The sequence below is a fragment of the Bacteroidales bacterium genome, assembly GCA_026418905.1.
GTDB lineage: Bacteria > Bacteroidota > Bacteroidia > Bacteroidales > DTU049 > JAOAAK01.
Map to the genome: position 1 here is coordinate 18,949 of JAOAAK010000009.1, position 12,929 is coordinate 31,877.

The window sequence follows — 12,929 nt, forward strand, 5'->3', positions numbered from 1 at the left end:
TTGATTTGAAAGGAATTGTCTGTGGCTTGCTCCTGTGTTTTTTCATAGTAAAATCACAGGAGCAATTATGTTCGAAAGAAGATGTAACTCTTTACATACAGAAGGTGATTGATACGCTTGCAAGTCATTCTTTTTTAGGTCGACTTGCTGGAACAAAGGGAGATAGCTTGACACGAGAGTTTATTAAGAAAGAGTTAAAAAAGCTTAAAAAAGTTCATTTGAGAGAATGTTTTTTTACTTATCATAGAGATTCTCAGCTTGTTAAAACAGCGAATGTCCAAGCATGGTTAGGGGACACGTCTGCAGGAAAGTTTGTTGTTCTCATGGCTCATTACGATCACATTGGATATGGTGAAATCAAATCACGATCTTTTTTTAAACATGAAATTCATCCAGGAGCTGACGATAATGCTAGCGGGGTAGCACTGCTTCTTGCTCTAGCGGGTTGGCTTACTTCATATCTCGAAATGAAGCAGACTTCATATGCTTTTCTTGTAGTTTTTATTTCGGGTCATGAGGATGGATTGTTTGGTTCCAAAGAATTGCTAGCAGACTTAGAGAAAAGAAAAAAATATCCAAACCTTGTCATCAATTTCGACATGGTGGGTAGGTTAAAAGATGAAATTATTGTAAAAAATCGAACTGTGTGGAAGGATTCTTTAATTGATAAGCTTAAGCCTCGAGAAGTGCGGATCCGTTTTTCAAACAATGAAATGTTTTTGACAGATGCATACGTTTTTGAAAATATAGCCATTCCTGTCTTACATATTACCACAGGTTGGCATGATGATTATCATCGTACGACCGACACACCTGAAAAAATCAATTTTCCTGGAATTCAATTGGTTTACGATTTTGTCATTACATTACTTACCCGTCTCCATGAATTTGAGGCTCATTAGATTGATTTTCTTTGCTAGTAAGACGACTTATCATTTCCATAATTTTTTCCACATCATAACCTTTTCGAGTAGCTGACCTGAAGAGACGAGTTGTTAATTTCTCGTTTGGTAGGTAGTGATATTGAGCTAATTGTTTTTGTAAAAATTCTTTAAGGTGTTCATCTTCGTCGACGTTTTGGTTTTTTTCTAGCAAGTGTTTGATGATTTCCTCTTTCAGGTGAAGGGATCGAAGTTCTAGAGCTATACGTTTAGGTGCAACATGACGGGATAATCTATGTTCGAAATAACGTTGAGCATATCTTTCGTCGTCAAGATATTGTAACTTTATTAGTTCTTGTATGATCTGTTCGTGCCACTGAGGTGGAATCTGTAATTGAAATAGTTTAAGTCGAACTGTGTAAGTGCATTGCTCGTGTAACGAACAAAATTTTTTCATTCGTTCAAGAGCAGATGAATATGTCCAAGTTTTCATCAAAAGTAGATTTTATTACCTTTTCGGTCAAAAAAATGATATTCTAATAAATCGTATTGTTTAGAGCATTTGATAGACAAAAAAATACGATATTTCAACATCCATTTGAGTCGAAGGGATGGAAATCCTTTGGTTAAATAAGCATGAAGAATTGGGGAAGCTTTAATGGTCAATTTTTTTTCATTTTGCTCGTAACGGAGGTATTGTATGCGATCCTCAAGCATGCGGAGGATAGCTACTTGATTACTGATGTAACCTGTTCCTTGACATGCAGGACATTTTTCTGATACTGCTATATTTTTTTCTGGTCTTAGTCGTTGTCGGGTGATTTGAACAAGTCCGAACTTCGTAGGTGGCAAAATGGTGTGAATGGCCCTATCTTTTTGCATTTCTTTTTTGAGAGTTTGATATAAAAGTTTTTGGTTGTTCTTATCTTTCATGTCGATAAAGTCAATGATGATGATACCACCCATGTCACGCAATTTGATTTGTCTAGCTATTTCTTTGGCTGCATCCAGATTGGTTTCAATGGCAATATCTTCGAGGTTTTTTTTCTGATCGTTTTTAAAGCCACTATTAACATCTATGACGTGTAAAGCTTCTGTTTTTTCGATAATTAAGTATGCACCGGATTTGATATGTACTTTTTGGCCAAAAAGTGTTTTGATTTGCTTATCAACTCCAAAATGTTCGAAAATTGGTTTTTTCCCCGTATATAATTTTACAATAGGAACCAATTCGGCAGAAACATGAGATAGATAATCGGTAATTTTTTTGTAATAATTAGCATTGTCGACATAGATTCCACTAAAGGAAGCATTAGCAATGTCGCGGATGATGGCTAAGGAAGGACTTATTTCGCTCATAACTTTGGCAGGTGGTGAAAGTGTTTTAAATTTATTTACTAAATTCTTCCATTTAGCTAAGGTTTCATCTAAATCAGTTTTGATTTCATCCAGCAACTTGCCTTCTGCAGCTGTTCGTACGATGATTCCAAAATTAGATGGTTGGATGCTTGAAGCTATTTTTATTAATCTGTTTTTTTCGACCTTCGATTGGATTTTTTGACTTACGGAAATGCGATTTGAGAATGGGATCAAAACGATATATCTTCCCGGGAGGCTTAGTTCTGTAGTGATGGTAGGACCCTTACTTAAATATGGTTCTTTGGTGATTTGAACCAAAATTTCCTGATTAACCTGTAAAACGTCTGAAATCTTACCGTGTTTATCTGTATCTGGGAGGAGTTGGAATGTTTCTAGACTTACGTGTTTACCACTTTTAACATCTTGGAGAAATTTTTGTAATGACAAAATTTGAGGTCCAAGATCAGTATAGTGCAGAAAAGCATCCTTTTCGTGGCCGATATCTACGAATGCTCCATTTAAACTAGCATTAATTCTTTTGACTTTGCCAATGTAAAAATCACCTAAACTGAATTCTTTCTCATCGATTTCATGGTGAAGTTCAACAAGTTCTTTATCTTCTAAAATAGCTATCTCAACCTCTTGAGGTTTGGCATAAATAATAATTTCTTTGTTCATTGACTAATTTGGCTGCTAACGATTCTTTTTCTTATGTCTGTTTTTGCGTAATCTTTTTTTTCTTTTGTGAGTGTTCATTTTTTTTCTTTTCCTTTTCCTACCACAGGGCATAGATTCTTGATTTTAGGTTAGACAAATATGATTTACTTAATGCTTTCCTTGATTTTATTTAAAAATTCATTGGCAGGTTTAAAAGCAGGAATATAATGACCGGGTATGAGGATAGTTTCTTTTCTGGAAATAATTCTTCCTTTTTTAGGGCGGCGGTATTTTAGAATGAAACTTCCAAACCCTCTATAATGGACGGGTTCACCTTTGGATAGATTTATTTTGATAAGTTCAGTGTAAGTTTCAATAACTTTACGGACAATATTTTTTTCAATCCCGGTTTCTTCGGATATAGTTGCTATGAGATCAGCTTTTTTCATGGTCTTTGTATTAAAAAAATGTTTGCAAAAATATGAAATTTTTAACAGAAAAAAAGCATTCTTTTAAAGCTTTTCGATAAGGCAAGAAATTCCTTGGCCTACTCCGATACACATGGTACAGAGAGCGTATGTGAGTTTTTTTCTTTGAAGTTGAAGCATAGCAGTTAGCACAAGTCTAGTTCCCGACATACCAAGGGGATGTCCTAAAGCTATAGCTCCACCTTGGGGATTGATGCGTGGGTCTTGATCGTCTAGTTTCCAACTTCTTATGCATGCAAGGGCTTGAGCAGCAAAAGCTTCGTTTATTTCGATAAGATCGATGTCTTTCCATTCAATACGAAGCCGGGAAAATAATTTTTCAGTAGCAAGTACAGGTCCTATGCCCATGATGCGAGGTGGCACACCAGCAACGGCTGAGTCGATATAACGAGCTACAGGCGTTAAGTTATATTTCTTAATGGCTTCTTCGGAGGCTACCAATACTACGGCTGCTCCATCGTTAATACCACTAGCATTGCCTGCAGTTATCGTACCATGAGGAAAAGTAACAGGTTTAAGAGCAGCAAGTTTCTCGAGCGAAGTTTGCCGCATATGTTCGTCTCGATTAAATAAAATAGGGTCACCTTTTGGTTGAGGGAGAGGGAAAGGAATTACTTCTTCGTTAAAATAGCCAGCTTCCCATGCAGACCAGGCTTTTTCTTGACTCCATAAAGCAAACTTATCTTGGTCCTCACGAGATATGTTCATTTCACGGGCAAGGTTCTCAGCTGTTTCAGCCATGCTTTCGATGCCATATAGCTTTTCCATGATGGGATTCGGAAAGCGCCAACCAAGAGTGGTATCATATACCTTTACTTCACGAGAAAATGGAACTTCAGTTTTAGAAAAAACAAATGGGGCGCGACTCATATTTTCAACACCTCCAGCTATAATCAGATGGGCACTTCCCATTTTGATCTTACGGACTGCATAATCGATAGCTTCCATACCAGAACCACAGAGCCTATTAACAGTGACACCAGGTACGGTGTGGGGGAGACCAGCTAACAATAAAGCCATCCTAGCAACGTTTCTGTTGTCTTCTCCGGCTTGATTCGAACAACCTAAAACCACTTCGTCAAAATCAGAAGGTGGAATTTGAGGTAGTTTTTCAACAAGTTTCTTGATGACATAAGCAGCTAAATCATCTGCACGAATGGTACTTAAAGATCCCCCGTATTTTCCAATGGGGGTTCTAAGGCCTATGCAAAGAAATGCTTCCTTCATCTCCATTCTTTAATGAGTGGTTTAACATGTTTGAACATACCCAAGATAACTTCTGAAAGTCGATCAATTTCTTTTTCCGTCATCACAGTGCTTGGCATGAATGTAAGGGAATTAATGGCAATGATACCATTTTCATATAGATAATCGAGGGCTGCTTTAATGGCTTGTTTATTGGCTTGTTCGTACAAATAAGTCTCTCGGTAATGTTGAGGAGCGGGATGTGTAAAAAATAGACGAAAGAATGTCCCCATTCCTGTTAGGCTTATGGGAATTCCTACTGATTTTGCTGCATCTAAAATTTGAGTTTTTGCACGTTCGGTGAGTGCTTTTAAGTAGTTAACTTTTTCTTGGGTGTAATGTTCCATTGCTATTTTTCCAGCTGTCATAGAAATTGGATTAGCTGAAAAAGTACCTGACAAAGCATATCTATAATTGGTACTACGAGGATTGAGGATATCCATAATTTTCTTGGAACCGGCCAATGCCCCTATAGGAAATCCACCCCCGATAATCTTACCTAAGCTTGTCAGGTCTGGTTTAACTGGATAATTTTCCTGAGCTCCTTGAAAATCGCATCGAAAAGTAACTACTTCGTCAAAACAAAGTAAAACATTATGTGCTTTACACCAATCGTAAATAGCATATATAAAATCGCGTTGGGCAGGAACCATAGAAATACGGTGTGGAACTGGATCGATTAAAATGGCTGCTAATTTGTCTTTGTAGTTATTCAAAATTTGAATAGTAGTTTGAGCATCGTTGAAAGGAAAAACTACTACATTGTTAAGCACCCCATCGGGTGTTCCGACGACATGAGGGACGGATTTAGGATTGTTATAGCTTCCCCAATTGTCTGGATTAGGGTCTTGACTAACTTCTGCTGTATCATAACTGCCGTGATAAGCTCCCTCAGCTTTAGCGATCATAGGTCTGTTGGTAAAAGCTCGTGCAGCTTTAACCATAGCCATGACAGCTTCTGTCCCTGAGTTGACAAAACGTACTTGCTCAAATTGAGGCACCCGGCTGGTTAGAAGTTCAGCAAACTCAATCTCAATTTCTGTACCCAACATGTAGGCAGTTCCTTTTTTTAATTGTTCAGTTACTGCTTCTACAATAGGTGGGTATGCGTGACCATGAATAAGGGATGCCACATTGTTAGAGAAGTCAATGTAATTTTTTCCATCAACATCAGTTACAGTAAAACCTGATGCTTTTGCTACATAAACAGGATGTGGATCTCTTAAAATTAAATTTCTGCTAATGCCACCAGGTAAAACATGAAGAGCCCTTTCGTATAAAAACTTACTTTTTGACATACGTTATATAATTATATGAGCATCTGTATGTTGCATTAAATACTCAAGGTTAACATGGGGGGCAAGTCTAATAACTTTAAGTCCAGCTTTTGTCACTTCTAATATAGCAAGTTCAGTATAAATTCTGGTTACTACACCTTTACCTGTAAGAGGATAAGTGCATTCTTTAACGATTTTAGGTTTCCCGTCTTTAGTGGTGTGTCTCATCATGACAAACACATTTTTTACTCCTTGTACTAAATCCATTGCTCCACCGACAGCAGGAATATCATCAGCGTTCCCAGTCGACCAATTGGCCAGATCACCTTTTTCGTTTACCTGATAAGCTCCCAGTATGGTATAGTCTAGGTGTCCCCCTCGTATCATAGCAAAGCTATCAGCATGATGAAAAAAAGATGCACCTTTGATAGCAGTTACAGGTTTTTTTCCTGCATTGATCAACTCATAGTCTTCTTCATTAGGAGAGGGGGATGGACCAACTCCTAACAATCCATTCTCTGTATGGATAATAATTTCCCTTCCTTCTGGTATATAATTGGCCACAAGTTCAGGTAATCCAATTCCAAGATTGACGTAAGCCCCATCTGGTAAATCTTCTGCTACATTACGTGCTATTTCTTCATTTGACCATCCAATGGTATTCATGGATATCTAACATTTTGAGCTATTAAATAATGTTCATGTTGTGGGTTTGGCACATGAACAACTCGTTGAACAAATATGCCGGGTGTTACGACACATTCGGGATCAATTTCTCCGGGTTCTACTATTTTCTCAACTTGAACAATGGTTGTTCGTGCAGCCATACACATAATAGGGCCAAAATTGCGAGCAGTTTTGTTGTAGGTTAAATTTCCATAGCGATCAGCACATTTAGCTTTAATTAAAGCAAAATCTGCTTTTAATGCAAATTCAAGTACGTATTCTTTATTGTCGAAAATTCTCTTTTCTTTGCCAAGCTCAAGAGGAGTACCGACACTGGTAGGCGTGTAAAAGGCAGGAATACCTGCGCCGCCAGCTCGTATTCGTTCAGCTAAAGTTCCTTGAGGAACAAGTTCAAGTTCTATTTCTTTTTTCCTATAGAGTTCAGGAAATACTTCAGAGTGAGAAGTTTTAGGGTAAGAGCAAATAATTTTTTTCACGCGTCTTTGTTCCAACAAGGCAGCCAAACCTACATGACCACTTCCTGCATTATTGCTTATAATGGTAAGATCTTTAGCACCCTGATCAATAAGAGCGTGTATGAGTTCGATTGGGCTACCCGCCTCACCAAACCCACTGATCATGATGATTGCCCCATCAAAGATATCTGCAACAGCATGATGTATATCTGGATAAATTTTGTTGATCATACATCATAATTTAGTGTATAGCCTCTTTGTGAGTTCTCATGGCTTCGCGAATATTCGAATCTAATTTTTCTTCAATTTCGTGAAGTTCGTCAATAAAGAAAAATTTATCAGATCTGAAAGGTTTCAGATGCATAATGTTGGTTACTTTATCGTCATATTCAGCAAAAAAGACCGTGTCCATCCAATCCATATTACGACCCTCGTTCACTTTCAAAGCAATGACTTTTTGACCGTCAATTTCTGTAATACCCAGTAAGCTGATTTTACCAGCAGATACAGTCATTGTGATATAACGACTTGGACGATTAATAGATGAAAGTTCTTTATAAATTTTGTTGAAAATTTTAATAATGTCCACAAGAGGACGTGTGAAATATTGGACTTCACCAGTAGGTCTTGGCACATACATAGCGTGAAAACCTACGCCCAACATGGCCATCATATTACCAAGATCAATCCAATTTTGGGCAGATCTGTCAACATCAATTTCGCCGTTTTCCTTAGTCCACATGCTAATATTTAACATGATAGGGCTTTGAGATTTAAGTGTTACCCCATATTTTTTTAATCTGCGTATGGCAGCAATGGTAGTAATATTCATCAGTTCGCGGGGTGTTGAAAAATGTGCGGTCATGAAAGGTTGGATACCATTATCATAAAGTAGCTTAAAAAGATTTAGCATATCATCGTAGGAATGAGAAAGAATCATTTCAGGGTAGTAAGATAGAACACGAGAACCTATACGTACAGTTCGGATATGCGATAACTCAGGATCGTTAATAATGGGCTCGATGTATTGACGAAAACGTTCAGGTTGTATGTAACCACCATCACCCCCCGTGATCAGAATGTCTGATACCTCCTTATGTTTTTTGAGATAATTGATTATTTGTTCAACACTTTTCTGAACAAACATGTCTTCATCACCACGTACTTGAGCATGACGAAAACAATATGTACAAAAAGCAAAACAGCTTTGCGTTTGTTCGTCAAGAATTAAAGCAATGGGGGGATATTTGTGTTGTACGCCGTGTAAAATTTCTACTTCATCATTTTCGTTGATAAATATAGGCTTATTAAGCAATTGTTTTCCATCGTGGGGATTTGTTTCCTTGATATATTCTTTGATAAGTTTGTCTCTTTCATTGTCCGAAGTGGCTTCAAGAATGCGTTTTCTAGCATCTTCTCTAACCATATCTGGTTGAGGAAAAGTCAAATAGAACAAAGGATCATTTTGGTAGTTATCCCAATCGATCAAATTTAAGACATGGCGAGTTACCATGAATCGATATACGTGAATGAATACTTCCCGTTCAGGAATGCGATCGATAACAATACCATGGTCAGATAATTTCTGGACAATTTCGCGAAATCCTTCCAGACCTACCCATCGTTTTTTTTCATTAAACAAAACTCGAGGCTTTTTTTGCATTAAAGAATATTGGGAATAAGCCCTTTGAAGCCTATTTAAAACGCCAAGTGGTAAAAGATCTTCGCTCTCTGCGATTTCTTTCATTTCATCTGTGAAAAAATATTGATCCATCAGGGATGCAAGATCCTCATGGGTAATTGACTTAAATTGGCTCATATGATTTTTTTTGCAAAAATAAGCAAATCATTTAGTCTGTTTAACCAAAAGTTAAGCAAAATTAAGCAGCATTTTTTTCGAAACTTATCAAAACAGTTTTTTCTTCTTCAGTAATATTTTGGTTGGCTTCAGCTGCTTTTTTCATTTGTTTTAACACTTTTTCCTTCTGTTTTTGAGATGGGTACATCAATTTAAGTCGACCCTTCTGTGCAGCTTTTAAAAAGCCGTTTATTTTTTTGGTAGAATAACCTAATTTTTTAGCAAGTTCATTGATGTAATTCATTTCAGCTTCGTCAATTTGACCATCAGATGCAAGGATTACACAAATGTTGTTAAATACATAATCACGAATATTGTACAATTCGTTTAGTGTATCTTTTTTAGTTTTCAGTAAATATTTGTCTTGTATGTATTGTTGATATTCTTCTGATTTCATCATGATGTGAACGATCCATTCATGTTTAGCGCTGTTAATGAGTTCTCCGCAATAAGAGCAAGTAAGTAAAGTAGTATCTTCCAGTGTCCCACCGCAGCAAGGGCATTGATGCACGTAGATTGAACCCTTGGGTAAAGCTGCGTTGACGTCTCTTTTAAGAATGAGTATGTATGACTCAGATGTAAGAGCATAATCTATCCAATCGATTGAGTCGTTAAGAATACGAAGTCTCCGGTATGAAACTTTGATATGGAAAGATAGATAGTCCATATTATTTTGTTGCCACATGTTTGTAAGCGTAACAAAATTCAAATAAAGCCTGGAATATATGGTTTTTTCTTGGGGGATGTAGCTTTCGAAAAAATCATCACTTGAAAACCTGCGAATTCGAATAGAATCATCGAGAGCATGAGCTATAAGAATTTGCATAAATGCGTTGCTAGCTTTGTCTTCCATCCACTGAATAGAAAAATAAGGATCTCTCGAATATAACGATGAAAGTTCTGTTTTGAAAGTATTCAATTTAGTTGACAATTTTTTTGCAATGGGATAATCGTCTATTTGAGTAATTTCAGATAAAATCCAATCAAACTCTCCTGTGTTAAGAATAGTATTACAATAGGGACATTGACATACTTCACTTTCAAGTTCTTCCAAGATTGCTCCACACTGAGGGCAATGTTGCCCTTGATAAAGATTGGCATCTTTCCTAAATCCAGTTTTTCTTATAAAAGTCCATATTTCTACAAATGGCTCAGTGTAAACTTCCTTAAGAGAGGGAATTTTTTTTGATCTAAATTGATCAGTCATAGAAGCAGCGATGGCTACATCCATTACAAGGTAATTTCCATCAATTTTTATATCAATGATTTTAATATTTTGAATTTTTATGTCTGTTATTATATTTTTTTGTTCTATTTGTTTCATCATAATAAATTGGGCATTGAATCGCTGAAATAAACCATCGCTAATGAATTTACGTATTGATCGTATAGATTGCTTACTCCAAGCCTCTTGTATTTTAATAAAAGCATGTTTCACTTTCTCAGAAAAAGAAATGAGATCAAAATCAGGATCAATGTTTTTTACTTCTTGAAACTTATCGATAAAATCATCTGTCGTTGCAGGAATTTTATTTAGGATGGTTTTTTGTTTAGTTTTTTTGTTGTAGAAATATATTGCACCTATTAAGCCACCAATAATTATCAGATTCCATGGAAATGGGACGTACACTAGAATAAAAAAAATAAGGTCACCAATAAGATTATCTCCACTACCACTATAGCCTCCACCACCATTGCTCTCTCCACCTCCACCACCGGCTCTAGCTAGAAGAAAGAGAATAGTTCCTAAGGAAAGAATTAAAAAAAATACTGCTCTAAAATTTAGATGGCCTTTTTTCACTTTTTTACAAAAATATTTATTTAATTCAGATGAAAAAAAATACATGTGATAAAAATTTAGTTTTAGTACGTACATTAATTCATTATTTTGTATTGTTTCAATTTCTGCATTTTAAAACCATTAACTTTGCATAAATTCTTTTCATGGCTTTTTTACAACCAGCTTTTCTTTGGGGGATCATGGGGATAATTATTCCTATTGTTATTCATTTTCTTGAGCTTCGTCGATTTCGTAAACAATATTTTTCGGATAATTATTTTCTTATTGATTTATTGAAAAAGAAACGTCGTCAACAGAAAATCAAACAATGGCTAGTCTTACTTTCTAGAATTTTGTTCATTGTTTTTCTTAGTCTAGCTTTTGCACAGCCAGTTCGTACGGATGAAAAATCCATGTTTCAATTTTCAAGAGCTATTTTATATATCGATAATAGTTTTTCCATGCAGACCTTTGATCAAAAAATGTCCCTTTTTGAACGAGCAAAACAGTTTGCACTACGAATGATCGATCAGTTACCACCCCAGACATTGTGGCTCATTCTTACCAACGATGAGACCTACCCTCTCTGGTTATTACCCGACGAAGCAAAAAATAAAATCAAAAGTATACAGGTAGCGCCTTTTTCATTTTCGTACGAACTGTTAGTAAAAAAAGTACAGGACTATTTGGCTCAACACGAGCAAGAACATATATATTTTTTTCTGTTAACCGATTTTCAACGCTCTCAAGGAAAGCTAGATGCACTAAAAAATTTTCAAGGAAAAATTTTTTTAATACCATTTTGGGGTTTTCAAAGAAAAAACATTTGTGTTGATACTACATGGCTTGAAAATCTTACAGCCTCCAACGAAGGAGGTAAATTTGTTCTTATGGCAAGGATAAAAAATTTCTCGGAGGAAAACATCGAACAGTTACCTGTTTCTGTTTTTTTGAACCAAACACTGGTTTCAACTTCGATGATGCAAATTCCTGCCCGTGGGCAAGCAGACATTAAGTTTGATATAAACTCAACTCATCGTGAAGTTTACAATGGTTATGTTGAAATAGATGATCCCATGGTTCCTTTTGACAATCGCTCTTATTTTGGTTTTCGTAGTAGACCTCCAATCTCTATTATGCATATTGCTGGAAAAGGAAGAACGCAAGTCATTCCCGCTATTTTCGCCGATGAAAAAATTTTTCAGTTTCGCTCATATTTGCCTTCCCAACTGGATTATGAATGGATGAGAACTACCAAATTGATCATCCTGGAGGAAATTGACTTTATATCAGAAAATTTTCTTAACAAAATTCGTGATTTTTTAGTTAATGGTGGAGTGGTGGCCATTATACCTCCTCAAAAAAAAGAATTAAAAAAAACTTACGAGCAGCTTTTTAATCATCTTCGGATTCCGATGTGGACGTATTTAGATACCAATGTCACAAAAGTCACTGATTTACAATATCAACATTTTCTTTTTAGGGGAGTTTTTATAGCTCCCCCAGACAAACAAAGCATTATCCACGTAAAAAAACATTATGTCTTTCCTGTGAATTCTGGTATTCCTATAATATCGATGGCTAACCAACACTCTTTTTTGATCGATTTTCCGATGGGAAAGGGTCATGTGTTTGTTCTCTCTGTTCCTCTCAGTGAAGGATATAGTAGTCTCCCATCCAATGCATTGGTGGTTCCTCTTTTTATTCAAATGGCCTTTAAAACTGAAGCTATTCCTACCATTGCATATTCACTTGAAGATCAAAATGGAATTCCGCTTAACGTTCCGTATGTTCAGCAAGAACAGCCACCTTACCTCAAGATGAATGAGCAAATCTATTATTTATCTTTTTCAAGAGGTAATCCTCTTCAAATTTTTCTTAATAGATCCGTACAAAATCCTGGATTTGCTGAAGTTTGGTATGGAAATTCCATGGTTTCTGCTTTCGGCCTTAATTATTCACGACGAGAAAGTAATCCTGAAACTTATTCTCTCCACGAATTGGATAGCCTTTTTAGAAATTTATCTCATGTGCGCTTGATCCGTGAAGGTGAAAAAATATCTGTCGAAAGAATGAATGAAATTATTGCACCCTCTATATCATGGTGGAAGTGGTCTTTGCTTGCCTCTCTTTTTTTCTTGTTGCTTGAGATTTTCATGTTAAGGTTGTGGAAGTAATAATGATTTTTAACAATTCAATATAATCATTTCTTAAAACGTTGTACTTTAGCAAAAAATGAATT

At 36.2% G+C, this 12,929-nt stretch carries 11 protein-coding genes; 2 read left to right on the forward strand and 9 right to left on the reverse strand.

Translation table 11 applies throughout. The features are described 5' to 3' along the window. The first annotated feature begins 5 nt into the window (after positions 1-5). Entirely contained in the window at positions 6-902 is an 897-nt protein-coding gene (locus tag N2Z72_01945; GenBank protein MCX7696437.1) for a M28 family peptidase, read from the forward strand. On the opposite strand, the gene N2Z72_01950 is transcribed toward N2Z72_01945, so the two are convergent. From N2Z72_01950 to N2Z72_01990, 9 genes are all read right to left on the reverse strand, one after another. Beyond that, positions 871-1,374, reverse strand: coding sequence for a RecX family transcriptional regulator (locus N2Z72_01950; GenBank protein ID MCX7696438.1), 504 nt, complete (start codon positions 1,372-1,374; stop codon positions 871-873). The genes N2Z72_01945 and N2Z72_01950 overlap by 32 nt on opposite strands. Continuing rightward, entirely contained in the window at positions 1,374-2,918 is a 1,545-nt protein-coding gene (locus tag N2Z72_01955; protein ID MCX7696439.1) for an Rne/Rng family ribonuclease, read from the reverse strand. Before N2Z72_01955 ends, N2Z72_01950 begins: the two co-directional genes overlap by 1 nt. Before the next feature lie 143 nt (positions 2,919-3,061). Continuing rightward, positions 3,062-3,385, reverse strand: a complete 324-nt coding sequence (locus tag N2Z72_01960) for an integration host factor subunit beta (GenBank protein MCX7696440.1) — start codon at positions 3,383-3,385, stop codon at positions 3,062-3,064. A 24-nt stretch (positions 3,386-3,409) separates the two neighbouring features. Continuing rightward, entirely contained in the window at positions 3,410-4,612 is a 1,203-nt protein-coding gene (gene pcaF / locus N2Z72_01965) for a 3-oxoadipyl-CoA thiolase (GenBank protein MCX7696441.1), read from the reverse strand. Next, a complete protein-coding gene (locus N2Z72_01970) occupies positions 4,609-5,928 on the reverse strand; it encodes an aspartate aminotransferase family protein (GenBank protein ID MCX7696442.1) in 1,320 nt (439 codons plus the stop codon). Before N2Z72_01970 ends, pcaF begins: the two co-directional genes overlap by 4 nt. Before the next feature lie 3 nt (positions 5,929-5,931). Further along, the gene (locus N2Z72_01975) at positions 5,932-6,573 is read right to left on the reverse strand and encodes a 3-oxoacid CoA-transferase subunit B (GenBank protein MCX7696443.1); all 642 of its coding nucleotides are present in this window, start codon (positions 6,571-6,573) and stop codon (positions 5,932-5,934) included. Then, entirely contained in the window at positions 6,570-7,280 is a 711-nt protein-coding gene (locus N2Z72_01980) for a 3-oxoacid CoA-transferase subunit A (protein ID MCX7696444.1), read from the reverse strand. Before N2Z72_01980 ends, N2Z72_01975 begins: the two co-directional genes overlap by 4 nt. A gap of 10 nt (positions 7,281-7,290) precedes the next feature. Then, entirely contained in the window at positions 7,291-8,868 is a 1,578-nt protein-coding gene (locus N2Z72_01985) for a hypothetical protein (protein ID MCX7696445.1), read from the reverse strand. 61 nt (positions 8,869-8,929) lie between these two features. Beyond that, positions 8,930-10,708 carry a TIM44-like domain-containing protein gene (locus N2Z72_01990; protein ID MCX7696446.1) on the reverse strand — a complete coding sequence of 593 codons (1,779 nt, stop codon included), beginning with the start codon at positions 10,706-10,708 and terminating at the stop codon, positions 8,930-8,932. Positions 10,709-10,851: 143 nt separating this feature from the next. Between N2Z72_01990 and N2Z72_01995 the strand changes: the two genes are divergently transcribed. Next, positions 10,852-12,864, forward strand: a complete 2,013-nt coding sequence (locus N2Z72_01995; GenBank protein MCX7696447.1) for a BatA and WFA domain-containing protein — start codon at positions 10,852-10,854, stop codon at positions 12,862-12,864. Positions 12,865-12,929 lie beyond the last annotated feature (65 nt).